The sequence below is a fragment of the Natronogracilivirga saccharolytica genome (assembly GCF_017921895.1).
Classification (GTDB): domain Bacteria; phylum Bacteroidota; class Rhodothermia; order Balneolales; family Natronogracilivirgulaceae; genus Natronogracilivirga; species Natronogracilivirga saccharolytica.
In genome coordinates this window covers 1-25,696 of the sequence record NZ_JAFIDN010000010.1, presented here as the reverse complement: position 1 = coordinate 25,696, position 25,696 = coordinate 1, and the positions used below count along the sequence as shown (strand labels likewise).

Below are 25,696 nucleotides of genomic sequence, written 5' to 3'. Positions count from 1 at the left end.
AATCATTCATGCGGCTAACACAGCAAATCAAGCTGTCGCGTCTGGGCTTTGTTTTTTTACTTCAAATACTTAGCCGTGCCGCTTTGCCAGGCTGTTACGTTTCCTCATGCTTTCCATAATTTTTCGGCTCAATCAATTGCTTTACACGACGTTTTCAATCAACTTGGACAAAAACAACTAATAAACGTCATGACGGTGGATAGGGCATTAATAGGCGAGCTTTCTCAGCTCAAAAAAAGCGAAAAACTGATTTTGGTTGAAGCTTTGTGGGACTCAATTGCATCAGACCCATCGGATGTGGAAGTTCCGGATCATCATAAAGCAATTATTGAAGAACGGCTTAAAACGCTTGAAAAGGACAAAAAAACGGGATCAAGCTGGGAGAAAATCCGTCCAAAATATTTATAAGCTACTGTGCCTGTATCGCTAATACTTACTGAAAAGGCAGAAGTAGATTTAGATGATTCTTACCGCAGGACGTACACAAGATCAAGTACTTGAAGAACTTCCTGTCCTTGAACCTGATGATTTCAAAGCAGCACTTTTAAAAAAGTAAAAATTAATTTGACGTTGATGGGGGGCGGAGTAATATTTTGTAAATACGTTTTTTGCACATGCTGCGCCGGGCAAAATGATAGCCGGCTACGCAGGGATACTGGGCGCATCATGGGGCCGGCCGACAAATACCAGTCATTGATTGCGATCATCGATAAAAGAGGGCATAGCCAGACCGCCTTACCATTATCTTGCAGTAACGTACTACAAACTACAGGCTGAACACCATGAGTTCTAAAACTATTCTCATTATGGCAATTTTGGTAACTGCAGCTGCTTGCGATTTCATCAACAGCTCAGATGAACCTGATTCTGATATATTTGGTGCCTGGTACAATATTGAATCTACCGGGCATGAAGGTCCGTCGCCTGAACTGCGGATCACCGGCTGGTACATTTCTGATGAAAGTCAAACCGAAGGGCTGTCAGCCGGGTCCGTCCATCCTGTTGGGATTAATGGTAACTCCGGACAGGCCGCATTGATTGACTCCCGGTATACCCCTTCTCATGAACTGCAAATACATGAAATCACTTCGGACAAAATCATAGTTGAGTATATAGTCCACAGTAATCTTGCCTCGTCGATGGGCATGCATAAAACGGATCATCCTGATGCTGTGAGTGATCTTGTTCTGGAAATAGATACTGTCGCATATAAACTTACCGAGACGCAGCTAATCCTTGATGGCCGCTATTACAAGGGTACTTATAATCGAACTGCACTTGGAAACAAGCTTTCCGATCCGGCAGGGTCTGAGTTTACGGTCTCAATCAATGGCGATGTGCACGAAAACCTGAGAATCTCTGAGACTGTGCCATCAGCTTACATCAGCAAATTTTCCGAAAATGATTTTCGGATTATCTCCCGAATGGGCTGGAACAACATTGCTATTGACATTCCAGGATTTCACGGTCCTGGCACGTATATTTTAGGAAAAGAACAAGCATCTGTGACTCCAAGGGGTTTTGACACACTTTCTCCTTCCTTTGTAACAGTTTCTGATTCATCCGGATATGTTACAATTGAAAACATCGATCCGGACAATGCCACTGTCACCGGTAATTTCGAATTCACAGCTTTTATGGGAGACAGTAATGAAGACTCTGAATTGTCAATATCCCTGAAAAACGGGAGCTTCGGCCTCCCGCTATTCGATTAATTCAAAGATTGCAATAAAGCATGCGCATCAATCTGGTTTTTGGGAGGTTTCCGCCTCATTATAGCCGGCTGTCCGCGCCGGCTGTGCGTTGAGCGTTATAAATCAGCACCTTTTAATAAAGAAAACACCTATAAGCCAAATGACTAATTCCCTTTGCACTTTATTGTGATAACTTCATATTAAAACAGGCGGATACTATGAAAACAAACTTGTCAACTCGCCCACTCTTGGTCTTGTTTTTGTTCTTATTGAGCTTCTGTTCAAACACCGTTTCCCCTGAACAAGAAGGCATATCAATTGAAATCAAAAGTCAAAATCAAGAACTCTCTATTGAAGAGAAAATCGAGTTTATCCTTCACAATAGGACGAATAGCATGTTGTATCTTGAGTTCTGTGGATCAAATATGACTTATATTATAGAACAAAAAGACGAGGATGAATGGACAGGTTATTCCGGACAAGCTGACCCCCTGTTCCGGAGCAAAGTGACCCCCCATGGGCATGGCAGTGATTAGCTCAAGGCTATGACAATATTACAGTTTTTTTCTCATGCTTTCACCTTTTAATTCAATTCGGTGCGAAGTGTGTATTAACCGGTCCATCATGATTGGGCGGCAGGGTTTGTTGCAGTAATTATAACAGCGAAAAAAAATGAAGATTACCATGCCGTTACCCCGCATCGTTCATTACACTATTCTGACCATGCTGATGTTCCTGATAGGCGCGCTGCCTGCCGGTTTCGATCATCAGGACCGGAAAGAACACCTTGACCGGCAAGGCCGCCTTGATCACAGATCGGATTACATCATGGATTCCATATCCGGTGGAAATTTCAGCGATTATGTATCAACCCACATCACCGAAAAGGACCGCTGGGCCCTGTCTATGAGGACCTTTGGCAGCTTCCACAATTTCATGCACGAACTCATGACGCAAATGGTCCGCCACGGGGAGAACGAGCATCTTGAGCGCGGAGAGACTCCGGATTTTTCAAATCGGATTTCGGGTGGACAATGGAGTGACTACCGGCAGACTCTGGAGGATGCAGGGGATGATTCGCCATGGTATGAGCTCGTTAGAATCACTGAAATCATGCACGACCGCGTCCATCATGCCATGGCCAGATCCCTTCTGTATGATCACCATGTGCACAGCCGTGACGCCGACCCTGAAGACTATCTGCGCGGAGACATCCTGGATTTCGGCGAGGGCATCCCGGACCCGGATGAGCGTTCGATTAATACAGCCTCGCTGGACGAGTTCCGCGAGTGGGCCTGGCGCTACGATGCCGGCACCCCGGAATTCCACAGTTCGGTGCAGAAAATGGCGGTTTTCGCCCACATGCTTGACGACATGCTGACCCAGTGGCTTGAGTATGGTGAGGAACATTCGGATCCGGACTGCAGTCCGGCTGACGGTAATGAGTCGCTACGAAGTGCTGCCTGGCCGAATTATGCGCAACAGATAGTCGGCTGCGAGGATCCCCTGTGGCGGGAATTGGTACTGGTAAGCGACCTGATGCGCGACCGTATCCACCACATGATGTACAAGTTGATGGCCTATGCAGACTGATAACCCCTCCACCACAACCGGCATGCCACAGGCCAGGATCTCTGCGGTGCCGGATAGCCGGGTTTTTCTCTTGTTTGACCTGATTTGTAACCCGGTCGATTCACCTGAGAACTTCTAAGCACCCGGTAATACTCAGATATCCGGCTCTCTGTTTCATGCTCAAAACTCACATACTCGATCCATTTATATCCAGGTTTCAGCAAAAAAGCGATGCCTAAAGTCTGTTCATCCGGGTATTACCAACCACCTGTTGAGTTTGTCGTGATTAAACTCACATGAGAGGCCAGTGGCTATAATCTTGCAGCAATGTAACGGCCCTGCAATTATATGGTGATTTTATAAATTTTTGAGCATCACGCGGCATAAATCAGAGTTTTGGATGAATCTACCTCTTTCTGGAAAATTGGGTTCCTGATTTTTTTAATAGTAACCAGGTCAACAGGTCTCTGGTAAATTTCTTCAAGTCGTTGCTTGAACCCCATATACTGCTCAAATGCACCCTGATACCCCTTGCGATCAAATTCAACTAAAAAATCAAGATCGCTTTTATCAGACATTGCACCTCTGACTGCTGACCCGAAAACATATAGTTTCTTGACCTGGAATTCTTTACAGGCCTGTTCCAGCTTTGATGTTTTAAGGTTAGCAATGTTCATAATATACTGGTATGAGGTGATTTGTTGTATTAACGTAGCCAAAAACATCAAAATTTCAAAGTTGGTAAACGGGGTTGGGACTAAAGCAGCATGGGTGTCAGGGATTGTTGTATAACCAGGTATAGTGTGTTAAAAAAATGTTACACCTTGGCCACACCAACAAAAAAAGCCATATAGCACTGATAGACAGCACTATATGGCTCTGTATGAGAGCCGAAGATCGGACTCGAACCGACGACCTACGCTTTACGAGAGCGTCGCTCTACCAACTGAGCTACTTCGGCTTGAATGACAAAAATACACAGAAATTTGTCTATAAGGCAATGTATCTTACGGCTGTTTTGAAATCTCTTCAACGAAATAAAACGAAATAAACTTCCCTATGATTGCACTTGCCCTTCTTGTATGTACCGTTATTGTGACCATGGTCGCCTGGTTTGTTGTGCCACAGTGGCAATACCAGGGCATGCTCAAGCCCTACGAAGCCTGGCGGGAAGGGAAGTGGCATCAGCTCATAACCTCCGGATTTCTGCACGCCGACGGCACGCACCTGCTTCTGAACATGTTTGTGTTCTTCTTCTTCGGACCGGTACTGGAGCAGGAGATCGGAATGTCGTCGTTTCTGATCCTCTATTTTACGGCACTTGTGGCATCCAGCCTTCCTACCCTCATCCAGGAGCGAAACAATCCGCGATATGCCAGCCTCGGAGCCTCAGGAGCCGTAGAGGCCGTTCTTTTTGGCTATATCGTCATGTTTCCGCTCAACAATATCTACTTCATATTTATTCCTGTCGGAATACCGGCCATCGTATTTGGCGGACTTTTCCTGGCCTACAGCTATTATGAAGCCCGGCAACGCCGCGACAATGTCAATCATGTCGCCCACATTGCCGGAGCACTCTACGGCGTTGTCTACACACTGCTTTTTGTACCCGGCGCATTTTCGCGATTTCTGGAAAACTTCGGGCTGTAGTTTTGTCAGCTGAGCGTTCAGCGGAGGACTGCAGTATTGTCAGCTGAGTGTTCAATGAAGGGCTGCATCATTGGACGCTGAGTATCCTGCGGAGAACCGCAGCTTCGTCATCTTTGAGCTCACCTGACGGCAGCAGTATTATCAGCCGTGTGTTCTGCGGAACTCCTGCATGAACTCGACCAGGGCCTCAACGCTGGCCTGAGGACACGCATTATAAATACTGGCGCGCATGCCACCGACACTTCGGTGACCTTTCAATCCGCTCATTCCGGCTTTTTTGGATTCTTCAATAAATGTTTTTTCCAGTGCCTCATCTTTGAGCCGGAAGGTAACGTTCATCAGTGACCGCGAGGCTTTGTCAGCCGTACCCGCATAAAAATCATCCCGGTCGATTTCATCATACAGTATACCCGCTTTTTGCTGATTCAGCCGGTCCATTGCCTCGAGACCTCCTTTGCTTTCAATCCACTCCAGTACATAATTGAAGATGTAGACACCGAACACCGGCGGAGTGTTGAAAAGCGTTCCGACCTGTGTCGGATAGGAGAGCATGCTGGAGACATTCTCGCTCCGGGCTTTTTCCAGCATATCTTTGCGCAGGATGACAATAGTCAGTCCCGCCGGTCCCGCATTTTTCTGCGCGCCGGCATAAAGCACGCCATAACGATTTATATCGACCGGACGGGAGAGAAAGTCTGACGAGGCGTCACAAGCCAGCGGCAACCCGTCGGAGGCCGGTTCGTTGCGAAACTGCGTCCCGAAAATGGTATTGTTCGATGTGAAATGGACATATTCTCCTTTGCCGGAAAAGTTCAGTTCCTCATCCCCCGGAACCCTGTTGAAATTGCTGTCCTCGGATGAAAACGCTATGTGAACATCGCCAAATACTTTGGCTTCCTTGATCGCCTTTTTTGACCAGGTACCCGTATTGATGTAATCAGCAGTCTTGCCGGTATTGAAGTTATAGGGCACCATCAGAAACTGCAGACTGGCGCCGCCCTGATAAAACAGGATCTCATAGTCATCACCCAGTCCGAGAAGCCTGGATAAACGTTCCCGGGCCTGGCGGTCCACCTCGGTGTATTCCGGCCCGCGATGGCTCATTTCAATAATGGAAGCTCCGGCACCCTGGTAGTCAACAAGTTCTTCCTGAGCTTTTTGCAATACTTCAAGCGGAAGTGCGGCCGGACCGGCACTGAAATTATGGGCTCTCTTCTGTTTCATGATCGTAATGGTTTAGAGTCGAAGTAAATGGTGGAATGCGATCCGGAGCAGGCTGCCGCCTGCTTTCCGTTACCTAAAAGGTATGCACAAGAAGTCCGGAACGCAATTTTGGTTCGAACCATGTTGATTTTGGAGGCATAAGCTGCCCGTTGTCAGCAACCGCCGTCAACTCTTCTATGCTGGTCGGATACATACTGATGGCGAGGCCGGCTTTCCCTTCATCCACAAGCCGTTCCAGCTCCTCTGTCCCGCGGATGCCGCCCACAAATGAAATGTTGGGGTCGGTGCGCTGATTTTCTATGCCAAGCAGGGGCAGCAGGATGTGTTTGTGAAGCCTCGAAACATCGAGTTTTGCTACAGCATCGTCATCAGAAGCTCCGGGCAGCTGCAAGCCGTACCAGCGTCCGCCGGTGTACAGGCTGATGTTTCCGGGCTCTTGCGGAGCAGGATGCACATCCGCGGTCAGCTCAAATGACGCTCCCAGTTTTTCAAGGAAATCCTGCGGTATGTTATGTATGATGCGGTTGTAGGAGAGAATCCGCATTTCATCCATCGGAATGATCACTGCCGGAAAAAACTCGAATTCTTCATCACCGTAGTCTCCGTCCCGGAGTTTTTCGGCAACACGGGAGGCGCTTTTGCAGCGATGGTGTCCGTCGGCCACATACAGTTTTTCCACATTCCGGAATGCATCCACGAATGCCCGTGGATCACGGACCTGCCAGACCCGGTGAATGACCCCGTCAACGGCGGTAAAAGAGTAGACCGGATCGGTAGTCGAAAGTACCTTGTTGGTCAGTCTGGTAATGTCATCATCAGGTTCGTAAGTGAGCATGACAGGTTCAGCGTGCGCGCGCTGGGTGAGAATATGGCGGGTACGGTCGTCCTCTTTGTCGGGGCGGGTCAGTTCGTGCTTCAGGATGCGTTCTTCGTCATAATCTCTGACAGAAACGCAGCTGTACAGTCCGGTCTGGGTATGAGTGCCCATTTGTTGTTGATAGAGGTACAGCTGTGGCGTATCTTCCTGAACCAGCACGCCGCTGTCCTGCATTTTTTTCAAATTTGCGGCTCCGGTCTGATACACCTGATCGTCATACAGATCAGTCTCTTCAGGGAGATCGATTTCGGGACGTATGACGTGCAGAAAGCTGTCCGGACGACCTTCGGCAAGCTGACGGGCTTCTTCGGTATCGATGACGTCATAGGGAACACAGGCTGCCTGCTCGACCAGTTCGGGTTTGGGGCGCCAGGCTTTGAACGGGTGTATGTGAATCATATCAGTTTTAATGGTGAGGTATTGAAATCGGCATGAAGCTTATGGTTGCTGGCGTTAAAAATACGAATTTGATTGTCAATGTGAACCCGGCCTGACCGGGTGATAGCGCTTTTATTTTTAATAATTTTTTGAACGTAACAACGAGGTAATAGTATGTCTGACAAGTCTGCTGAAAACAAAGAACAACAAGTAACTCCGGAACAGCAGGATCAGGTCCTGTTCATGATGCTGGTCCAGCAGCACGAGCAAATCGCCATGATGGGCCTGGGCGAAATGGAAAATCCCACTACGGGAAAAAAGGAAAAGGATATCAAAGCTGTCAAATATGCCGTGGATACACTGACCATGCTGGAAAAGTACACGTCCGGTAATCTGACGGATGAAATGACGGCTTATCTCTCCGACACACTTAAGAAACTCAGGCTGAAGTATGTAGATGCTTCAAAACAGGAGGGATAAACGGGTGAGGGATCAGATGTCGGATCAGATGCCGCACGAAGGAGTCACCGGGGAAATAACGGCCGGCGGAGGTGTTGTCTACCGGCGTAATGGCAGCTCTGTGGAAATACTTGCCATGGTTCGGCGGGGTGTGTGGGACCTGCCGAAGGGCAAAGTGGACAGCGGTGAGTCTGTAGAAGATGCCGCCCTCAGGGAGGTTGAAGAGGAGACCGGGTGCAGCGACTTGAAGATAACGTATGCTCTGGGCCCGACAGTGCACAGCTACCGGGAGAACGGGGTCAATATAACCAAAACGACATGGTGGTATGCCATGCAGTCCGGCAGACCCGAATTGCAGCCGGAAGAGGGGGAGCAGATTGAGCTGCTGGAGTGGAAGGAACTCGACGAAGCGTTTCAGCTGCTCTATTTTGATAATCTGAAAGAGGTGCTTTCGCGGTTTGCACTTGCAGAAATCAACGGAGCAGTCTGAAACGGCTGAAACGGCAAAACCTGAGCACGCGCCGCTCTCTGAGCATGTGCCGAACTGATTCAGACAAATATTTGCTGCTTATTTTTCTGACTAGTTTTGCAGACGGAACATGACAGGCAACTGAAACTGTACCCTGACCGGGCGTCCGCGCTGCCTTCCGGGAGTCCATTCAACAGCCTGAATGGCTTCAATAGCCGCTTCATCAGCACCGCCGCCGATACCTCTTACGACTTGTGGATCGGTAACCCGGCCCTCTTCATCGACGATGAACTGGATGACAACCCGTCCTTCGATTCCGGCCCGGCGAGCCGCGTCGGGGTATTGGAGAGCATCGTATATGGCCTGCATTCCTCCTGCAGGTTCCGGCATGTCTTCAACAACCTGAAATACTTCCGGCTCTTCATCTTCTTCATCATCATCGGGCGGAGGCGGGGGAGGCATGTCCATCGGCGCATCCAGATCCATTTCGGTATCCAGGTCAAAGTACTGGTCTTCCATTATCTCATCATCAGGCACCGGCTCTGGTGAAGGCGGCCGTGGCGGAGGCGGAGGAGTCGTTTCCTGTTCCGTCTGGATTATTTCCTCCATTTCGATGATCTCCTGCTCTTCCTCGGTAAAAGACAGGTCAGAACGAAAATCCAGATTGGCCTTGAACATCACAATGAACACAATGAGCGTGAGTATCAGGCCGACCTGCATATTTATAATGTAGCTTCTGCGAAGATCAACGCGCGGTTTTTTTCTTTCTAAGGCAGACATGGTTTATGAAAATCTCATTCCGATTTTAAGCAAGTTCAAATAAAAGGAAAATGCCAGTTTAATGCAAACCACACTTTCGCTTAACGTAACATACTCCCTTCTTATTTCCGGTTAACTAATCAAGGTGTTTGTTTACTTTTTCCTTCTCAGGTAATTCCGAACGGGATGCAGAAGCAAATAAGCAGTAAAACATCCCAGCGAATTTGCAGCAATATCACCCCAGCTGGCCGTTCGCCCTCCCGGAAGCAGATATTGCATTCCCTCAATCAGTGCACCGAATGCAATGCCGGCTACCATTAACAGAAAAAGATTGATGTTCAATTTTTCCTTGTAAACAATCATATATAGACCAAGGAAAAAAGTCCAGCCGCCAAACATGCCGAAATGACCGGCTTTGTCATAGGAAAATAGACGTGCATCGGGTATAGCGTCCGACGGCATCAGTGTCAGCGCCAGCATGGTCAGTGTCCAGAGAACAAAGACAGGCGGGATGACAATTCGTAAAATCCGGTAGCGCTGAAGTAAGTCTGTCATGTAAAATCTGATGGTTCCGGAAACGGTTTGCCCCTCGAGACAATCTCGTTCCATTTGTGATATCCGTATACAAGCGCAGCCTCGCTCCCTCTTGATGGCTGACTCGTTCTGCTCAGAAACGCAGCGAGGTTTCCTGCAAGTATGTCACCGAATCCCGCACGGGCAAAAATGGTGGAATCATAAGGTGTCAAAATGGTTTTCTTCTCCTCAGCAGAATGGACAATCACCGGATTGCCCTTCGCAAGCACAGTGGCGCCGGTTGACTCTGAATATGAAATAGCCGCCCGGAGCCTGTCAGAATCATCGCCGGAGCCGGTATCGGTCAGTGCTTTCAGCTCTCCCGGATGTGGAGTCAGAACAACCGGTCCTTTTTCGCTCCGTTCTTTCAGCAGGGCACCCGCACCAGCAAGACATCTCAAGGCATCCGCATCGATGACCAGCGGGCCCTCGCTGCGCCGGATAATTTCCCGGCAGAACGCCATTGTTCCCTCATTCCGGCCTATACCCGGCCCTATGACGGCTACACCCGGTTTTTCTCTCAGAGTGTTCAGTACCTGTTCGATGTGATCCGGAGTGAAGTGATGATCCGTATCACCACCGGCGGGATACCGGATAATGGACGGAGTTTCTAGAGTGGCGGCGGTTTGCCATCCGGCCGGATGAATCAGGGATACCGCGCCCAGTCCCAGAGTCCAGGCGGCCCGCGCCGTGTATGCCGGAGCCCCTGTGAGTCCGGGCGACCCGCCGATGACATGCACCACACCGTTATTATATTTGTGGCTTCTGCGGGAGGGCGGGGTGTGAAGAAGGGCTTCGGTTGCCTCCCGGTTCATCTCTGCCAGCCTGACCGAAACAGAATGTTTGTAGCGGTTCGGAAAGGGCAGGGAGGCAAGAACCCTGGTTCCTGCGCAGTCGGGACCATCCCCCAAATAGCATCCGAGCTTGTTTAGTCCGAACTGAATGGTGGTTTCTGCCCGCACGGCTGTACCAAGTGTGCGGCCGGTGTCGCAGTGAATCCCGGAAGGGATGTCAAGAGCACATACGGGGATACCGGACCGGTTCATCTTGCCGATAATATCTGAAACCGGTTGCCGCACCTCTTTGTCAATCCCCGTACCGAAAATGCCGTCAACGATCAGGTCGAAGCCGGAAGGATCCTGCCAGTCCTGCCAAACCGCAATCTTTTTCCCGCTGATTCCGGCCAGTTTCAGAAGACGGTCGTAGTTTTTTTGTGCGTCATCGGAGAATCCGTCCGTTCCCATCACCGGATATATCGCCGCGTGAATTCCGTAGTCAGTGAGCAGCCGTGCAATTACAAATGCATCACCGGCATTATTGCCTTTGCCGCAGACAAACAGTACGGAATCGCCGGGGATCAGTTTCTCCTTCAGCAGATCGGCAGCTCTGCTGCCTGCAATTTCCATCAGGGTCTCACCGGGCAGTCCGAGCTCCTCGATGGTCAGACGGTCAATTTCCCGGCTTTGCGCGGCCGTTGCCAGGAGCAAGTCGTAATGATTTATGCCGGAATTCTGCATCGAAGTGTAACGTGTGTGATCAGTAAGACCGGGCAAATAGCACGGGATACGGTGAATCCTTGCCGGTCACCATGCATTTCCCCGGATTTTTTTCGGGTTTGAGCGGCAGGCACCGGATAGTTGCCTTTGTGTCGTTCTTGATCTGTTCTTCGGTTTCGGCGGTGCCGTCCCAGTGGGCATATATAAAACCGCCCTCGCTGTCCAGAATCTGCTTGAATTCGTCGTATGTTTCTGCGGTGCGGGTCTGTTCCCGGGTGCGTGTCCTGGCGGCACTCAGCAGGTCTGACTGAATGGTGTCAAGAAGTTCGCGGACTTTTTTTTCAATGTTTTGCCTGTCGGTAAGCTCTTTTTCCATGGTGTCACGCCGGGCAATTTCAACCTTGTCGTTTTCGACATCCCGCGGACCGACGGCCAGTCTCAGGGGTGTGCCTTCCACTTCGTGCTGGGCAAATTTCCACCCCGGCTTGTACTGCTCGCGGTCGTCGAACCGGACCCGTATGCCGGCATCACGCAGCGGGGCAAGCAGGCTGTTTCCGTACTCCATGACACGGGATTTTTCATCATCGTTGCGCCAGATCGGGACAATGACTACCTGAACCGGAGCAAGCCGCGGGGGCAGTACCAGTCCGTTGTCATCGGAATGGGTCATGATCAGGCCGCCGATCAGCCGGGTAGAGACCCCCCAGCTGGTTGCCCATACGTATTTTTCTTTTCCGTCCTGATCCTGGAAGCGGACATCAAACGCTTTTGCGAAGTTCTGGCCCAGGAAGTGGGATGTTCCTGCCTGAAGCGCCTTGCCGTCCTGCATCATCGCTTCGATGCAAAATGTTTCGACAGCACCAGCGAACCGCTCCGAAGCGGTCTTGACGCCGGTTTCTACCGGCATGGCCATGTAGTCTTCGGCAAAAGTACGGTAGACTTCGAGCATCCGGTGTGCTTCTTCGAGGGCATCTTCCTCGGTAGCATGAGCGGTATGTCCTTCCTGCCACAGAAATTCCATAGTTCTCAGAAACAGCCTTGTGCGCATTTCCCACCGGACGACATTGGCCCACTGATTGATCAGCACGGGCAGGTCGCGGTAGGACTGGATCCAGTCCCGGTAGGTATCCCAGATGATGGTTTCCGATGTGGGACGCACGATCAGCTCTTCTTCCAGTTTGGATGCGGGGTCTACGCCGACGCCATCATCCGTATTGACCAGGCGGCTGTGGGTGATAACGGCGCATTCTTTGGCAAATCCCTCCACATGCTGCGCTTCCTTTGAAAGAAACGACTTGGGTATGAATAACGGGAAGTAAGCATTGCGGTGGCCGGTCTCTTTGAACATCCCGTCGAGTCCGCGCTGCATGTTTTCCCACAGTTCATAGCCGTTGGGCTTGATAACCATGCATCCGCGAACGGGAGAGTGGGAAGCCAGCTGAGCTTCGCGCACCACATCGAGATACCACTGTGAATAGTCCTTGCTTCTTGCCGTGATTTTTTTTGCCATAGTGCTGCGTCCGGATATAATAACTGTTTTGAATGATACGGATTTGTACTGTTGCTGCTGTTGTTGCTGCTTTTATGCGTTTCAGAAAATAATGGTTTCCTGCTCCAGTTGCATGGGTTTAAATGTATGGATTTATGTCGTCACATGTAATGCAGGGCCTGGGCGATGCCGTGAGAGTGTGTACACATGCGCTTGTTTGCACAAGCCGGAAGGCCGGTCGCGGCAGTTCCTCATTGTTCTTTGATATTGCAAACGGGCAAAAACGGCTGTTAAGCGTTAAATGATCTTTTTTTTCTTTTTTACCCTGTAAATATACGACAAAATCCGGCCGGTGCGTTTTGTCTGCGGAGAAAATTTATTATATTTGATGTCTTGTAAATTTCAGGTGCAAATGGCGTGGTAGCTCAGATGGTTAGAGCGTCGGATTCATAACCCGGAGGTCGGCGGTTCAATTCCGCCCCACGCTACTCCCTTCTTTCCTCTTGTTTCCCGGCTTCCCTCAAGAAAGGCTCTCAGAGTGCCGGACACGTACGTCTTTACTTTCGCCCGATCACGTGCCGGAATCTCACAAATGCCTCCTGACGTCGCTGAACCGCCGCAAATTGCAAGTGCTGATAACATCCCGCATCCGGGATAAAAAAAAAGCGCTCTGTCCTACCAAAGACAAAGCGCTAGTTTATCATCTACAGACGGCTATTACCCCATTTGCGCTTACAAATTATTGCAGATCAAGACACTGCGCAATCAGGAAAATCCGGTATATGTAATACGTATAATTACGTATATTTTGCGTTCTCCAGTTCAGCGGAGTTACAGGCTAAGGAACAAAGGTGGGGACAATATCCCGGGCTGACTGAAAAGCCGGAGCCGGTCAGCCCTCAATGATGTCATTTTCAAGAGCGAAGCGAACCAGTCCGGCCGTGTTCTTGATTTCAAGCTTGTTCATGACATTCGACCGGTGCGTGTCGACCGTCCTGGGACTTATGTAGAGCATTTCAGATATTTCATGGCTGGTATACCCTTCGGCAATCAGCCTGATCACTTCAAGTTCTCGTCGGGTAAGCTGATGGACTTTATCCTGCGGGGTGGTATCCGGATTCCGGACATTTTTTACGTATCGATCGGTCATGAGCCGTGATATTGACCGGCTGAAGGCCTGATCACCATTGTAGACCGACCGGATGCTTCTGAGCAGCTCATCCCGGTCACTGTTTTTGAGGATGTAACCGCTGGCCCCGGCGTTGAGAACCTGGTTCAGATACTCCTCATTAATATGCATGGTCAGTATCAGTATACGCGCGTCCTTGTCCAGTTCAAGCAGGGAACGGGTTGTCTCTATGCCGTTAAGTTCCGGCATGGAAATATCCAGCATGCAGACATCCGGCTGCACCTTTTTGTATTGATCAATAGCCTCTTTGCCGCTTGCCGCCTCACTGACAACTTCGATGTCGTCGGATGCACCAATAACACTGCAAATTCCGTAGCGTACGATGTCGTGGTCATCGGCAACCAGAACCCTGATTTTTTCCGCAATAGAGTTCATGATGTAATATTGTCTGAAAATAGTGCTCTCATATGATGTACAGGGTCTTGCATGATCAATCCCCGGCCGGAAATTCAATCAGTAATTCTGTACCGGATTTGTTCATGGTGTTAATACTTAGTTTTCCGTTGTGCAGTTCAATACGCTCCTTGATGTTATTCAGTCCGGTGCCTGCCCGGAAATTCTGGCTTTTATGGTAGTTTTTTGGAATACCTTTTCCATTGTCGTTAATGCTGACGAGAATATTGCCGCTTCGTTTGAAAATTTCAATGGTTGCCTCGGTTGCTCCGGAATGTCTGGCTATGTTGTTCAGTGCTTCCTGACAAATTCGATACAACGTGGTTTCCAGTTTGGGATCCAGCCGGGCATCAAAATTGAAATGCTGGAAGATGGTGCTAATACCGGTGGCATCAGAGAACTCTTCGGCCAGCATGCGTAACCCGGGAATAAGTCCGAAATCGTCGAGAATGGATGGACGCAGGCTGTGGGAAATATTCCGGGTCTCCTGAATGGTGGTATCCAGAAGTTTTCTGATCTTGTGCAGTACTGAAAGGGCATTATCATCCCCGTTTTCAATGGCAGACTCAAGCACTTCAAGATTCAGAAAAGCGGCTGTCAGCATTTGTCCGACCCCGTCATGCAACTCCCTTGAAATTTTCCGGCGCTCTTCTTCAATAGTTTCAATTTTTGATGACAGACCCTGGCCCTGATCTTTCGTTTTGGTTGCCGGATGGTAATTCTTCATCTTTTCAGCAGGCAGTTCAGGTGCCGGCAGGTTCTGAAGTACGGGCTGGTTGCGGGTGTTGCTTTTAAAAAGAAGACCGGCAGGTTCAGTAACTTTTATTTGCTTCTTGTCCAGTCGTTTATGTGATGAATCATGATTTTTCATTGCAGAACACAACCTCGCTAATCACCCCTTGTACTTCCTCATAATATTATCAGAATTACCTGAATGTAATGTATTGCAAATTATGAAAAAATGTTAGATGGCAAAAAAAACATGATAGTTTTATTCCCGGCTGCCTGTTTATCAAGAAAGCTTAATACCGGAAACAGCAACTCAATGAAGCGATTGATTTTCAATATTCTTACCTTTTACCTCCTTTGAACGAAAAGACCGAAATGAGCGGCTTCCGGCTGACCGGATTCCGCCGGAATATTTTCAGTAACTTAACGACATGACATTGATCAGAACACATACATGCGGAGAACTGAACCGCGACAATACAGGGGAAACGGCAATTCTGAACGGATGGGTTGACACCCGCCGCGATCTTGGAGGTGTAATTTTCATCGACTTGCGCGACCGGTACGGAAAAACCCAGGTGGTTTTTTCACCCCAGGATGACAAACAGGCTCATCAGCTTGCCGACCAGCTGCGCTCAGAGTATGTGATCGGGGTTGAAGGCAAAGTGAAAGAAAGGGATCCGGAAAACGTCAACCCGAATATGTCGACCGGGCAGATAGAACTCCGGGTTACCAGTCTTCAGATCTACTCCAAAGCAGACACACCGCCATTTGAAATTGTTGACGACGTAAAAACCAATGAAGATCTGCGCCTGAAGCACCGCTATCTGGATCTTCGCCGGCCGGTAATGCAGAGAAATATGCTTCTTCGTTCGGCCATTTACCGGCAGACCAGAGACTATTTCCACAAACATGATTTTGCCGAGGTTGAGACACCGTTTCTGATGAGAAGCACTCCGGAAGGCGCGCGTGACTATCTGGTGCCCAGCCGCGTCAACCCCGGTAAATTCTATGCCCTTCCCCAGAGTCCCCAGACATACAAGCAGATTCTGATGGTTTCGGGAATGGATCGCTACTTCCAGATTGTCAAGTGTTTCCGCGATGAAGACCTCAGAGCCGACCGGCAGCCGGAGTTCACCCAGATCGACGTGGAAATGTCGTTTGTGGATGAAGAGGGAATCTACAGCATGGGCGAGGGGCTCATGCAAAGCATTCTGAGCGGAGTCATGGGTGCCGACGTAGAAGCACCGTTTCCCAGAATGACCTACGAAGAGGCAATGAAAACCTACGGAACCGACAAGCCGGATACACGCTTCGACATGAAATTTGTCGATTTTTCGGAAATCGTCCGCTTTTCTGAGTTCCGCGTCTTTTCCAAAACCGTCGCCGAGGGCGGCGCTGTCATCGGTTTTGTTGTGCCGGGCAAAGGGGATCTCGGACGGGGCGTTCTGGACCGGCTCACCAAACGCACCCGTGACGAAATCGGGGCAGGCGGACTCATCTACATCAAAAATAATGAAGAAGAGGTTTATTCCAGCGTCAGTAAATTTGTATCCGATGAGATGACCGCAGATATGGTCAGCCACAGCGGCGCGGACAAGGGTGATCTCATTCTTATTCTTGCCGGACCCACGAAGACGGTGTACAAACAGCTTGGCGACCTTCGTCTGATGATAGCAGAGGAGTATGATATGATCGACACATCCCGGTATCGCCTTCTTTGGGTGACCGATTTCCCGCTGCTCGAATACGATGAGGAGGACGGACGGTATTATGCCATGCACCATCCGTTTACCTCGCCTCACCAGGACGATATGGACAAGCTCGAGTCGGACCCTTCAAAAGTGCGGGCGCGTGCATACGATCTCGTCATGAACGGAAGCGAAATCGGAGGCGGATCGATTCGTATCCACAATTCGGAAGTGCAGTCGCGGATGTTCAAGGCACTCGGCATCGGCCCGGAAGAAGCACAGCAAAAATTCGGTTTTCTGCTGGATGCGTTCCGGTACGGCGCTCCTCCGCACGGCGGCATCGCCCTTGGTCTGGACCGGGTAGCCATGCTGCTCGCCGGAGCAAAAAGCCTGAGAGAAGTCATCGCATTCCCGAAAAATCAGCGGGCAGTCAGCCTGATGGACAATTGTCCGGATGTTGTTGACGAAGGCCAGCTTGAGGAGCTGCACATTCGGCTTGCTCCCGGCACAGGTGACCGGTAAGAGTCCGGTTACCTGTTTTCGAGAATATTCTTGTATTTGACTCCGGATTTGTACACCCGGTTGATACCGTTGAATGCGGCAATCCTGTATGCCTCCGAGTAGGTCGGGTAATTGTGAACGGTATCCAGAAAATACCTGACGCTGCCCTGGAACCGGATGACCGCCTGACCGATGTGTATCAGGTCGCAGGCCCCTTCCCCCACGATATGAACGCCCAGCAGACGAAGGGTTTTCGTGTCAAATACGAGCTTGAACATTCCCCGCTGGTTTTTTGCAATATTCGCCTTGGTTAGGTTGCGGTAATATGCCCGCCCGATCGTAACATCATGGTCCTGCTGGCGAGCTTCCGCTTCAGTCAGGCCGATACTGGCTATTTCGGGTATGCTGTATATGCCATACGGAATGACACTTTCGATCTCGAGGCTTGAGGCTTCAAACATGTTGCAGGACGCTATTCTTCCCTGTGAAAAGGATGCCGAAGCCAGTCCGGGATAACCGATGACATCGCCCGCGGCAAAAATGGAGGGTACGTTGGTGCGGTAATTCTGATCGACATTTACAAAGCCCTTTTCATCAGTTTCAATTCCGACATCCTCAAGCCCGATGTTCGCCGAATTGGGTATGCGTTCACCGAAATAGAGTACCTGCTCGGTCTCTACGACATGCATCTTGCCGGTATCCTTCTCTTCAAACTTTACTTCGGTGCAGTTTCTCAGCGGGTTTTCGCCGACCTGCAACACCCGCGTGCGGTTAAAGATATTGATCCTGAAATCTTCGAGGATGCCGGCAAATTCGTTCTTCACTTCACGGTCCAGAAATACAAGGTAGTCATCCTGGCCGTTGAGAATGGTAACCCTGGTTCCCAAAGCGGAAAAAATGGTGGCAAACTCGATGGCCTGCACGTTGGTGCCTACAATGACCAGCCGTTTCGGGATGTAGTGGATATCCAGAATAGAGCGGTTGTCCAGAACCCTGGAATGGTCCACATGAAACTCTTCAGGCTGTGTTGAACGGGCACCGGTCGACACAAGGATATAGTCTGCGGTGCAGGTCTTTACCGTTCCGTCTTCACTTTTTATCTCTACCGTGTGCGGATCAATGATCCGGCCGAAACCCAGTGCGGTATCAACCTCGTTCTTTATCAGATTATCCTTGATCTCGCTGTTTTCGGAAGCCAGTACGCGGTCCTTGTATTTCAGTACATCGCGCATGCGGAATTGCTCATAGGGCTTTTTTTCGTCCGCATCGCCAAACTGGGCATTGTATTTGTAAATGTTGGTGGCGGTTTCCCGCAAAGCCTTGCTCGGTACTGTGCCGGCGTTTATCCATGCACCCCCCAGGTATTCCTCATTGGATTCTACAATCAGGGCCTTCTTGTCGAACTTGGCCGTCTGCATGGCACACGAGAAGCCGGAGGGTCCGCTTCCCAGAATGATGACATCATAATCTTTGCTCATAAGTAATAAGCCGTTTGTTCCGGATATCTGTTTCTGTCACTAAAGATAGCAGTTAAAACAGTTTTCAACAGAGAAATTATTTGGAGTGTGATGCTGTTACATAGATACGTAACTGTGAAAGAAACGCAAGATACTTACTACCAATAAAATAAAGAGGTAAATATATGGCTTTTACACTTCCTGATCTTCCTTATGCCTATGATGCGCTGGAGCCGCATATAGACGCTAAAACCATGGAAATTCATCACAGCAAACACCATCAGACCTATGTGACCAAGGCAAATGACGCTCTCAAGGGGCATCCCATGGCTGACCGTCCGGTAGAAGAAGTGTTGAAAAATATTGATAGTATCGGAGCTGACATCAAACAGGCCGTGATCAACAACGCGGGCGGACATGCCAACCATTCGCTGTTCTGGCAGATACTGAGCCCCAACGGCGGCGGCCAGCCAAAAGGCTCTGTGGCCGATGCCATCAACAGCACATTCGGCTCTTTTGATGATTTCAAAGAGAAATTTACCAACGCCGGACTCACACGGTTCGGTTCCGGCTGGGCGTGGCTCGTTGTGAACAGGAACGGAAAAATTGAGGTCAAATCAACGCTGAATCAGGACAGCCCTCTGATGGACGGCCAGCTTCCCATACTGGGACTGGATGTCTGGGAGCATGCATACTACCTGAAATATCAGAACCGCCGTCCCGACTACATTGCCGCGTTCTGGAATGTAGTGAACTGGGATAAAGTTGAGGAAAATTTCCGCAACGCAACATCCTGATAACTCACACTGTCTGTATCCGTTCAGGATGAGGCAAATGCGATTGGCAGAAGCACAATGAGCCTCGGCTGTGTGGATAACTCTTTTAAAAACCCGGTCAGGTGGATTGATCAGTTCCGCCGCCGGGTTTCTTGTATCCGGCTCACGGTTCTGAGAGTTCCAGTTTCACCCATTTTTCAAGGGGTTCTCCCATGCGCCGCATCAACTGGTTGATGCGCTCCTGCTGGCGGTCTTCAGAATCGGAATCGGTCCGGCCGCTTGCCGTTTCACTGCTGATCAAAGGTGCAGAGCTCCCTTCTCTCATATCATGAAGCCTGACCGGGTCAATCTCAAATCCGACATCAACGGTCTGACCGGGTTTGATATCGGGTGAAAACTGGCTAGTTGACCGGGTTTGAAGCGGGATGGTAAATGAAATTCTGCCGTTTCTGCCCTCTTCATCAAAATGAACGAGCAGGTTCTGGGCCTCCAGCTGATTCAATGGCAGTGAAAATGGCTGGATATTGTCACGGCGTGACCGGCGCTGCACCAGGAGGGCATTGCGCTTTCCGGACCGCTCCGCTGATTCAAGAATACTCTGATTTTGCGGCATATTACCCCAGTTGGGTTCTTCCAGATATCCTTTTTGAGCGCCGGGATAGCTGCGCAGCTCATAAAAAATTCCTGTAGGATAGGTGACTCCGAAAGATCGTTTGACGGCATCCTCACCGTCAATATACAAGGTGAATCCGAACTCCCTGGCATTGTCAAAAGCGCGTGAGCTGACAAAATCCACCATCAGATAAAGATACTCCTCATCATTAGCTGCAAAAACGGCAATCTCATCCAGCGACTGCCGCTCAACAGTATCCATCTTTGACTCAAGATTGGCTGAACGTGATGCGGATGATTCATCAGCACTGAACTGACTGACCAGTTTCGGTGTTGATGAGCAAGACTGTATGACAAATAATAAGATGGCTGTAAAGGCAAGTCGTTGAAGTGTCATCGTAATAAGTTGTGAAAAAATAAAGCTTTGGTGTGTGCCGTTGCTGTATTGAAACGTTCTTCTCTGCGGGTACGGCATTCACATATGATTACGTAAAAATACAACCCGGTTACATTTAACGAAAAAAAGAATACATTATGCAATTTGGATATGGAATGGGACCTGATACGTCCTGGATGCGAAAAGAACTTACCGATTTGGGTGTGCAAGAACTGAAAGCGCCTGAGGATGTTGACAACGTATTCGGCTCGCCCGAAGGAACCATGCTGCTTGTGATTAACTCTGTCTGCGGCTGTGCCGCCGGAAATGCACGGCCCGGTCTCAAACTTGCCATGGAGCACCCCAAAAAACCGGATTCTGTCTACACGGTTTTTGCCGGACAGGACAAGGATGCCACTGCTCGCGCCAGAGAGTACTTCAGCGAATTTCCGCCATCATCTCCTGCCTTTGCCTTTTTTGTTGACGGGGAAATCAAGGCGATGATCCCCAGACACCGTATCGAAGGCAGAACAGCCCAGGAGGTTTCCGATGATCTGGTGATGATTTTCGATTCGTTCTGCAAGCAGGAAGCTTGAGACTCCTGAAGCTGAGTTGCGGGTCTTTTGCTTTGCAAATCACCCGGTCTGCTCGCGGTTTCTTACGCTTCTTCTGCCCGGCCTGCCCACCAGTTCATAATCCGGTCCCTTGCCGGCCGGGTCCGGACATTGGCTTCGAGCTGCATCAGCATACGGTAGAGACCGACATGCGCACGGGTGACGTATATAAAATGATGTGTTCCCCGCGGCTCGGGCTGTGATGTTGCTTCCTTGATCAGCGATTTGTACTTACCGCTGAACGCTTCATCGCCGAAGTCAAAGGTATCCCTGGTGTAGGGCATCACAACCAGGTCACCGAAGGACCGGCACAGTTCAAAAAAGTATTTTTCGTACTCGCGGTCAGCGGAATCTTCCCGCACCAGTCCAAGCCGGGCATACAGAGGCCACAGTGTCTCCTCATCATTTTCAAGATGAGCGGGCAGAAGCCGCACATAATCATGGAAAAAGTCCGGCGGACAAACCTTGACGCATCCGAAGTCAAGCACTCCGAGACGGCCGTCACCGGTAAGCATGAAATTGCCGGGATGGGCATCGGCATGCAGAGTCCGTGAGTCATTGATCTGGATATTGAAAAAATCCCACAGCAGCTGGCCGTACCGGTCCTTTTCCTCTTGCCCCGGATTTTTTTCCAGAAACTCGCCAAGGTGCCGGCCGGTTACCCGTGTCATGGTAAGCACATGCGCCGTAGAGTATTCTTCAACATACTCGGGAATTTCAAATTCGTTTCCGTGATAACGTTCTCTGAAGGCGGCAATCTGTTGTCCTTCATGCCGGTAGTCGGTTTCCTCCATCATCCGCTCCTGAACCTCGGCAAAATAGTCATCGGTGCGGCTGCTGCTCACCATACGTTTGAATACCATTTTCGCCATACTCAGGTCTGACCCGATACTGGCCCTGATATCCGGATACTGCACCTTCACCATGACATCACGTCCGTCGTGAAGCCGCGCCCGGTGAACCTGCCCGATGGAGGCCGCCGCCGAGGCATCAGCCTCAAAGGAAGCGAACAGAGTCTCGGGGTATTCACCAAGCTCTTTTTTTATGACCTGCCGGACAACTGACTTGCTGATCGGCGGGACCCGGTATTGCGCCTGAGCCATGATATCGGCAAACTCATCAGGCAGGATCCCGTGGTCGAGACTCAGTGTCTGGGCAAGTTTCAGAGCTGTTCCCCGAAGCTGAGAGAATTCTTCATAAAGATAGGTGGCATTTGCAGTGTGCATTTTCTTTTTGGCTTCCTCAGCCGCACCATTGCGTGTAAGCGAATGTTTGAAATGATGCATCGCATAGTTCTTGCCCACCCGGAAACCGGTCCGGGCAATGCGGGCACTGCGTTCAAGCCGTGATGAAGGGAATTTGCTCATTATATATATGGTGATATTGTTTCGGGATGCGGACGAGCCGCGACTGCTTCCTGCATGTGCGTCTGCGTCAAAACGGTAGCCGGAAGATTCTTCTGGCAAGCTTTGCCGGGGTAAACGCTGAAAACAGGCCATTATTGATGATATACTTGCCCAGATCTGCTGCCTTGTCGACAACGCCGTTGTAGAGTATCTCGTTCAGCAGCGAAGTGGTTTTTTCCATAAGAGCCATCACCTGATCTTCTGACCCCGGATTCTCCAGCCAGTAGCCAATCATGTGAAGATATTCGCGGCTCCAGAACATGTAAACCGGTCCGGTCAGCAGCAACTGGTTGGACAATGCCACGCGGCCGTCTTTTTCAGTAAACTCGCGGAAAAGAAGCTCAACCTCTTTTTCAAATCTGGTTGCAGTGAACCGCTCAAGTATAAACGGATGATAGGTGCTGCGTATCAGGTTTTCATGATCACGCATCATATCCATCGATGCCAGGCAGAAATTGCTCAGTTTTTCACCAACCGTATACTCATGCAGGTCGGGAATCTGCGCTGCCATCAGGCGGTACTCATCGACGATGCGGCAGTAAAACGCATCAATCCACTCATCCACATCATCAAAATTGCGATGAACTTTATCAGGCGGCGTTTCCGTGATACGGGCCAGTTCATCCAGGTCAAGTCTGGTGTAATCTCTCGGACCGGCCAGGATGAGTTTGTCGGTTAATTCCAGCCGTTCGTCTTCGGCTGCCGGCGGAGCCGGGCCATTGCCGGAATGTGATCTGGATGCAGCAGGAGAATCCATCATATGGTGAATGATTTGAGCCGCTAACTCTGTTGTCAGTTTATCCTGACATTAAAACGGCGTTTTCAAACAAATGATTCCGCCAGCAGTAACGCTCCGGCTGAGGGTGTCATCTTACTGAATCTCGAAATATGAACCAGTCTGGTCCTATCGAAAACAAAAATCCGGTTCCGGGATACCGGCGCGATGCCCTGTTTCTGGGTCTTTGCGCTATTTTTCTGACAGCCCTGGTGATGGGCAACATCATTGGCACCACGAAATTTATACAGCTGCTTTCGCTCGACCTGCCCGGCTGGATGCTGCCTTTGGTTCCGGTGCAGGTGCGGGACGGCAGCACGTACAGCATGGTCATTCCCGTCGGATTGCTGGCATTTCCTTTCACCTTTTTTGCAACCGATCTGATTTCAGAGCTTTTCGGGCGAAAAAAAGCGCAAATGCTGGTTTTGACCGGCTTCGTGATGAACCTTTTCATGCTCGGGATCATGACGGCAAACTACTACCTGCCCGATGCCCCGGGTGTCAGCGCAGGTACCACTCTGTTTGACGGCGTCTACGGTTTCATGGTGGCCAACACCATCGGAAGCATGATCGCCTATCTTGTTGCACAGACAGTTGATGTGCAGCTGTTCCATTTCTGGAAACGGTTTACCAAAGGCCGGCATTTGTGGCTCAGGAACAACGGATCTACCATGGTGAGCCAGCTCGTCGATTCAACTGCCATTCTGAGCCTGCTTTACTTTACAGGCAACCTGGGGGATGAGGTCACGGGCCTCGCCGCACTGATCATACTCATTCTCAACTCCTATGTCTTCAAGTTTTTATCGGCACTTTTTGATACACCTGTTATCTATGCGGCTGTTTACAAGCTGAGAAATTATTACGAAGATCCCGAAGGATACGAACTTCCCCGCCGGGCGGATGCTGCGGCCGACGGGTGACCGGACAATTGGCTGCGGTGCCGGATCCGGAACAAGCTGGTACGGTGGGTCAGGCAGCCGGGCCGCGTAGCCGGCCGGATTTGTCCCAAAAACGGCATTGAATCATTGCAGCGAAAACCCTATTGTTGGTCTGACGAAATTTCGGTGTAACAAACAGAAAAGGATATTATATGACCAACGCATTCTGGAGGGAAGTGCTCGATCATCTTCCCGGTTTTTTCATGATTTTCAGGGTGGATGATAAAGAAGATGCCCATCTCATTTTTGTCAATTCCCGCGTGCAGCAAATTCTCGGGTACAAGCCTGAGGAGTTTGTTCTGGCATCTGAGTCCAGTAGTTCCCCCGTGTCGTCGGAAATTGGTGATCTGGTCGAGAAAATTGCCGAACTGAGCCGTAACGACGGCGGACAGGGCGAACCGATATGTCGCTTTCATTCAAAGCGTGCCGCCGAATATTCGTTCTATTTTGATTTCAGGATATTCAGTGTCAAGTCCGGTCCGCTTCCTTTCATCGCGGTGTCACTGACTCCGGAGAGCGAGCATCGCGAAGGATCCGGCGAACGTGCGGCAGCCGGACCGCCGGCGCAGGCAGAGCCGCTCTTTGCAGCGGAATCGCCTCTGATGAAGGCATTGATGCAGAAAGTGGATATGCTGGCCGATCAATATGTGCACATCCTGTTTCGCGGTGATGCAGGTACGGGCAAGCGGACGCTGGCCCGTCAGGTCCAGCAGACCGCACAGCTGGCAGGAGCGTATTGTGAGGAGTGGGACCTGACGGCGATGCCGGTTAAAGAGCAGGGCCGCTGTGTTGCGGAGTTTGCCGCCGGGCAGGAGAGCGGCGCCGCAACGGATGCCGGCCAGCCGGTCTCCCTGCTGATTGTCGGAATGGACAAGTTGACGACGGATGCGCAGAAAGTGCTGCTGGAGTGGCTTAAGGGGTGTCTCGGAGCGGGCAGGAAGGTACGGGTGCTGGCCACGAGCAGGGTTTCGCTGGAGGAGCGGATGACAAGCGGCAAATTGCTGCCTGAGCTCTATTACCTACTGGGATTTGATACCGTACTGCTTCCGCCCCTGTCCCAGCGTCCGGAGGATGTCCGTTACATGGTCACCAACTGGATTCCGTCTGCAGCCCGTGCCCTGGGAATGGAGCCGCCTGCCGTTACAGATGAGGTCATGGAGCAAATGCTGAATCATCACTGGCCGGAAAACTTCCATGAACTCTACCGGGTGATGCGCCGGTCTTTGCCGGCATCGGAAAAAGGCATCCTCCGCTTGTCCATGGAGACCCCGAAACCAGCGGGCAGAGATATGCCGACAGGCCGGCTGCCTGATGAGCTGCAGCAAATAGTATCGTTCGACGAGATGAACCGCCGTTACCTTGAAATGGTACTCGAAAAAACCGAAGGAAAGATATACGGGAAGGATGGGGCCGCCCGTTTATTGGGTATGAAGCCCACCACACTTCAGAGCAAGCTGAAGAAGCTCGGAGTGCGCTGATTTGTATAAATAGATATTGACAAGGTCAGCGGGGTGGTGGTATATTGTGAGTTCCGCCGGCTGAGCAGGAAGGGAAGCGGGCGGGCGTTGTCGGTTTTTTTTCGAAAGGAGTTGACAACGG

Annotated in this window: 25 protein-coding genes and 2 tRNA genes; 13 read left to right on the top strand and 14 right to left on the bottom strand. The window is 50.3% G+C overall.

Annotation, left to right across the window (positions count from 1 at the left end; all coding sequences use genetic code 11):
- The first annotated feature begins 48 nt into the window (after positions 1–48).
- From NATSA_RS11950 to NATSA_RS11935, 4 genes are all read left to right on the top strand, one after another.
- Positions 49–408, top strand: a complete 360-nt coding sequence (locus NATSA_RS11950) for an addiction module protein (protein WP_210512833.1) — start codon at positions 49–51, stop codon at positions 406–408.
- A 398-nt stretch (positions 409–806) separates the two neighbouring features.
- Positions 807–1,715, top strand: a complete 909-nt coding sequence (locus NATSA_RS11945; protein ID WP_210512832.1) for a DUF6252 domain-containing protein — start codon at positions 807–809, stop codon at positions 1,713–1,715.
- Between the two features lie 197 nt (positions 1,716–1,912).
- Positions 1,913–2,230: a hypothetical protein gene (locus NATSA_RS11940; protein WP_210512831.1), complete on the top strand. Its 318-nt coding sequence runs from the start codon at positions 1,913–1,915 to the stop codon at positions 2,228–2,230.
- Positions 2,231–2,366: 136 nt separating this feature from the next.
- Positions 2,367–3,287 carry a hypothetical protein gene (locus NATSA_RS11935; RefSeq protein WP_210512830.1) on the top strand — a complete coding sequence of 307 codons (921 nt, stop codon included), beginning with the start codon at positions 2,367–2,369 and terminating at the stop codon, positions 3,285–3,287.
- A gap of 353 nt (positions 3,288–3,640) precedes the next feature.
- Here the strand turns inward: NATSA_RS11935 and NATSA_RS11930 are convergent, their stop codons facing one another.
- Positions 3,641–3,943: a nucleotidyltransferase family protein gene (locus tag NATSA_RS11930; protein WP_210512829.1), complete on the bottom strand. Its 303-nt coding sequence runs from the start codon at positions 3,941–3,943 to the stop codon at positions 3,641–3,643.
- A gap of 211 nt (positions 3,944–4,154) precedes the next feature.
- Positions 4,155–4,227: transfer RNA gene (locus NATSA_RS11925), tRNA-Thr, on the bottom strand.
- 98 nt (positions 4,228–4,325) lie between these two features.
- Here NATSA_RS11925 and NATSA_RS11920 point away from each other — a divergent pair.
- Entirely contained in the window at positions 4,326–4,916 is a 591-nt protein-coding gene (locus tag NATSA_RS11920) for a rhomboid family intramembrane serine protease (protein ID WP_210512828.1), read from the top strand.
- 141 nt (positions 4,917–5,057) lie between these two features.
- On the opposite strand, the gene serC is transcribed toward NATSA_RS11920, so the two are convergent.
- Positions 5,058–6,140 (bottom strand): 3-phosphoserine/phosphohydroxythreonine transaminase, encoded by a 1,083-nt coding sequence (gene serC / locus NATSA_RS11915; RefSeq protein ID WP_210512827.1) that lies wholly within the window; start codon positions 6,138–6,140, stop codon positions 5,058–5,060.
- Between the two features lie 73 nt (positions 6,141–6,213).
- Positions 6,214–7,416 (bottom strand): DUF1015 domain-containing protein, encoded by a 1,203-nt coding sequence (locus NATSA_RS11910; RefSeq protein WP_210512826.1) that lies wholly within the window; start codon positions 7,414–7,416, stop codon positions 6,214–6,216.
- Positions 7,417–7,569: 153 nt separating this feature from the next.
- On the opposite strand from NATSA_RS11910, the gene NATSA_RS11905 reads away from it, so the two are divergent.
- Both NATSA_RS11905 and NATSA_RS11900 read left to right on the top strand, forming a co-directional pair.
- Positions 7,570–7,875 (top strand): DUF1844 domain-containing protein, encoded by a 306-nt coding sequence (locus NATSA_RS11905; RefSeq protein ID WP_210512825.1) that lies wholly within the window; start codon positions 7,570–7,572, stop codon positions 7,873–7,875.
- Between the two features lie 16 nt (positions 7,876–7,891).
- Positions 7,892–8,344, top strand: a complete 453-nt coding sequence (locus NATSA_RS11900; protein ID WP_210512824.1) for an NUDIX hydrolase — start codon at positions 7,892–7,894, stop codon at positions 8,342–8,344.
- Positions 8,345–8,434: 90 nt separating this feature from the next.
- Here NATSA_RS11900 and NATSA_RS11895 read toward each other — a convergent pair whose 3' ends face one another.
- From NATSA_RS11895 to proS, 4 genes are all read right to left on the bottom strand, one after another.
- Complete coding sequence (locus NATSA_RS11895; RefSeq protein ID WP_210512823.1) at positions 8,435–9,103, bottom strand: energy transducer TonB; 669 nt, start codon at positions 9,101–9,103, stop codon at positions 8,435–8,437.
- A gap of 132 nt (positions 9,104–9,235) precedes the next feature.
- Positions 9,236–9,637 carry a VanZ family protein gene (locus NATSA_RS11890; RefSeq protein WP_210512822.1) on the bottom strand — a complete coding sequence of 134 codons (402 nt, stop codon included), beginning with the start codon at positions 9,635–9,637 and terminating at the stop codon, positions 9,236–9,238.
- Positions 9,634–11,172: an NAD(P)H-hydrate dehydratase gene (locus tag NATSA_RS11885; protein WP_210512821.1), complete on the bottom strand. Its 1,539-nt coding sequence runs from the start codon at positions 11,170–11,172 to the stop codon at positions 9,634–9,636. The genes NATSA_RS11890 and NATSA_RS11885 overlap by 4 nt, the downstream gene beginning before the upstream one ends.
- A gap of 19 nt (positions 11,173–11,191) precedes the next feature.
- Entirely contained in the window at positions 11,192–12,661 is a 1,470-nt protein-coding gene (proS, locus tag NATSA_RS11880) for a proline--tRNA ligase (RefSeq protein ID WP_210512820.1), read from the bottom strand.
- Between the two features lie 393 nt (positions 12,662–13,054).
- Between proS and NATSA_RS11875 the strand changes: the two genes are divergently transcribed.
- Positions 13,055–13,128 (top strand) — tRNA-Met (locus NATSA_RS11875).
- A gap of 404 nt (positions 13,129–13,532) precedes the next feature.
- Here the strand turns inward: NATSA_RS11875 and NATSA_RS11870 are convergent.
- Together NATSA_RS11870 and NATSA_RS11865 are read right to left on the bottom strand one after the other, a co-directional pair.
- The gene (locus tag NATSA_RS11870; RefSeq protein WP_210512819.1) at positions 13,533–14,204 is read right to left on the bottom strand and encodes a response regulator transcription factor; all 672 of its coding nucleotides are present in this window, start codon (positions 14,202–14,204) and stop codon (positions 13,533–13,535) included.
- Between the two features lie 55 nt (positions 14,205–14,259).
- Positions 14,260–15,093 carry a sensor histidine kinase gene (locus tag NATSA_RS11865; RefSeq protein WP_210512818.1) on the bottom strand — a complete coding sequence of 278 codons (834 nt, stop codon included), beginning with the start codon at positions 15,091–15,093 and terminating at the stop codon, positions 14,260–14,262.
- Positions 15,094–15,382: 289 nt separating this feature from the next.
- Here NATSA_RS11865 and aspS point away from each other — a divergent pair, with 289 nt between their 5' ends.
- On the top strand, positions 15,383–17,164 hold the full coding sequence (gene aspS / locus NATSA_RS11860) for an aspartate--tRNA ligase (RefSeq protein WP_210512817.1): 1,782 nt from the start codon (positions 15,383–15,385) through the stop codon (positions 17,162–17,164).
- Positions 17,165–17,172: 8 nt separating this feature from the next.
- On the opposite strand, the gene sthA is transcribed toward aspS, so the two are convergent.
- Positions 17,173–18,621 carry a Si-specific NAD(P)(+) transhydrogenase gene (gene sthA, locus NATSA_RS11855; protein ID WP_210512816.1) on the bottom strand — a complete coding sequence of 483 codons (1,449 nt, stop codon included), beginning with the start codon at positions 18,619–18,621 and terminating at the stop codon, positions 17,173–17,175.
- A 164-nt stretch (positions 18,622–18,785) separates the two neighbouring features.
- On the opposite strand from sthA, the gene NATSA_RS11850 reads away from it, so the two are divergent.
- A complete protein-coding gene (locus NATSA_RS11850; RefSeq protein WP_210512815.1) occupies positions 18,786–19,397 on the top strand; it encodes a superoxide dismutase in 612 nt (203 codons plus the stop codon).
- A 142-nt stretch (positions 19,398–19,539) separates the two neighbouring features.
- Here the strand turns inward: NATSA_RS11850 and NATSA_RS11845 are convergent, their stop codons facing one another.
- Entirely contained in the window at positions 19,540–20,385 is an 846-nt protein-coding gene (locus NATSA_RS11845; protein WP_210512814.1) for a hypothetical protein, read from the bottom strand.
- A 137-nt stretch (positions 20,386–20,522) separates the two neighbouring features.
- On the opposite strand from NATSA_RS11845, the gene NATSA_RS11840 reads away from it, so the two are divergent.
- On the top strand, positions 20,523–20,960 hold the full coding sequence (locus tag NATSA_RS11840) for a BrxA/BrxB family bacilliredoxin (RefSeq protein WP_210512813.1): 438 nt from the start codon (positions 20,523–20,525) through the stop codon (positions 20,958–20,960).
- Positions 20,961–21,022: 62 nt separating this feature from the next.
- On the opposite strand, the gene NATSA_RS11835 is transcribed toward NATSA_RS11840, so the two are convergent.
- Positions 21,023–22,345 (bottom strand): ABC1 kinase family protein, encoded by a 1,323-nt coding sequence (locus NATSA_RS11835; protein WP_210512812.1) that lies wholly within the window; start codon positions 22,343–22,345, stop codon positions 21,023–21,025.
- A 67-nt stretch (positions 22,346–22,412) separates the two neighbouring features.
- Positions 22,413–23,144, bottom strand: coding sequence for a hypothetical protein (locus NATSA_RS11830; protein WP_210512811.1), 732 nt, complete (start codon positions 23,142–23,144; stop codon positions 22,413–22,415).
- 128 nt (positions 23,145–23,272) lie between these two features.
- Here NATSA_RS11830 and NATSA_RS11825 point away from each other — a divergent pair, with 128 nt between their 5' ends.
- Both NATSA_RS11825 and NATSA_RS11820 read left to right on the top strand, forming a co-directional pair.
- A complete protein-coding gene (locus NATSA_RS11825) occupies positions 23,273–24,079 on the top strand; it encodes a queuosine precursor transporter (RefSeq protein WP_210512810.1) in 807 nt (268 codons plus the stop codon).
- Positions 24,080–24,249: 170 nt separating this feature from the next.
- The gene (locus tag NATSA_RS11820) at positions 24,250–25,575 is read left to right on the top strand and encodes a sigma 54-interacting transcriptional regulator (protein WP_210512809.1); all 1,326 of its coding nucleotides are present in this window, start codon (positions 24,250–24,252) and stop codon (positions 25,573–25,575) included.
- The last annotated feature ends 121 nt before the right edge of the window (positions 25,576–25,696 follow it).

Coding starts and splice junctions, on each gene's coding strand:
- aspS (WP_210512817.1), top strand. CDS start 15,383: ATGACATTGATCAGAACACATACATGCGGAGAACTGAACCGCGACAAT.
- NATSA_RS11830 (WP_210512811.1), bottom strand. CDS start 23,144: ATGATGGATTCTCCTGCTGCATCCAGATCACATTCCGGCAATGGCCCG.
- NATSA_RS11895 (WP_210512823.1), bottom strand. CDS start 9,103: ATGTCTGCCTTAGAAAGAAAAAAACCGCGCGTTGATCTTCGCAGAAGC.
- NATSA_RS11845 (WP_210512814.1), bottom strand. CDS start 20,385: ATGACACTTCAACGACTTGCCTTTACAGCCATCTTATTATTTGTCATA.
- NATSA_RS11870 (WP_210512819.1), bottom strand. CDS start 14,204: ATGAACTCTATTGCGGAAAAAATCAGGGTTCTGGTTGCCGATGACCAC.
- serC (WP_210512827.1), bottom strand. CDS start 6,140: ATGAAACAGAAGAGAGCCCATAATTTCAGTGCCGGTCCGGCCGCACTT.
- NATSA_RS11820 (WP_210512809.1), top strand. CDS start 24,250: ATGACCAACGCATTCTGGAGGGAAGTGCTCGATCATCTTCCCGGTTTT.
- NATSA_RS11840 (WP_210512813.1), top strand. CDS start 20,523: ATGCAATTTGGATATGGAATGGGACCTGATACGTCCTGGATGCGAAAA.
- sthA (WP_210512816.1), bottom strand. CDS start 18,621: ATGAGCAAAGATTATGATGTCATCATTCTGGGAAGCGGACCCTCCGGC.
- NATSA_RS11885 (WP_210512821.1), bottom strand. CDS start 11,172: ATGCAGAATTCCGGCATAAATCATTACGACTTGCTCCTGGCAACGGCC.
- NATSA_RS11890 (WP_210512822.1), bottom strand. CDS start 9,637: ATGACAGACTTACTTCAGCGCTACCGGATTTTACGAATTGTCATCCCG.
- proS (WP_210512820.1), bottom strand. CDS start 12,661: ATGGCAAAAAAAATCACGGCAAGAAGCAAGGACTATTCACAGTGGTAT.
- NATSA_RS11900 (WP_210512824.1), top strand. CDS start 7,892: ATGTCGGATCAGATGCCGCACGAAGGAGTCACCGGGGAAATAACGGCC.
- NATSA_RS11865 (WP_210512818.1), bottom strand. CDS start 15,093: ATGAAAAATCATGATTCATCACATAAACGACTGGACAAGAAGCAAATA.
- NATSA_RS11835 (WP_210512812.1), bottom strand. CDS start 22,345: ATGAGCAAATTCCCTTCATCACGGCTTGAACGCAGTGCCCGCATTGCC.
- NATSA_RS11920 (WP_210512828.1), top strand. CDS start 4,326: ATGATTGCACTTGCCCTTCTTGTATGTACCGTTATTGTGACCATGGTC.
- NATSA_RS11940 (WP_210512831.1), top strand. CDS start 1,913: ATGAAAACAAACTTGTCAACTCGCCCACTCTTGGTCTTGTTTTTGTTC.
- NATSA_RS11850 (WP_210512815.1), top strand. CDS start 18,786: ATGGCTTTTACACTTCCTGATCTTCCTTATGCCTATGATGCGCTGGAG.
- NATSA_RS11935 (WP_210512830.1), top strand. CDS start 2,367: ATGAAGATTACCATGCCGTTACCCCGCATCGTTCATTACACTATTCTG.
- NATSA_RS11945 (WP_210512832.1), top strand. CDS start 807: ATGGCAATTTTGGTAACTGCAGCTGCTTGCGATTTCATCAACAGCTCA.
- NATSA_RS11930 (WP_210512829.1), bottom strand. CDS start 3,943: ATGAACATTGCTAACCTTAAAACATCAAAGCTGGAACAGGCCTGTAAA.
- NATSA_RS11825 (WP_210512810.1), top strand. CDS start 23,273: ATGAACCAGTCTGGTCCTATCGAAAACAAAAATCCGGTTCCGGGATAC.
- NATSA_RS11905 (WP_210512825.1), top strand. CDS start 7,570: ATGTCTGACAAGTCTGCTGAAAACAAAGAACAACAAGTAACTCCGGAA.
- NATSA_RS11910 (WP_210512826.1), bottom strand. CDS start 7,416: ATGATTCACATACACCCGTTCAAAGCCTGGCGCCCCAAACCCGAACTG.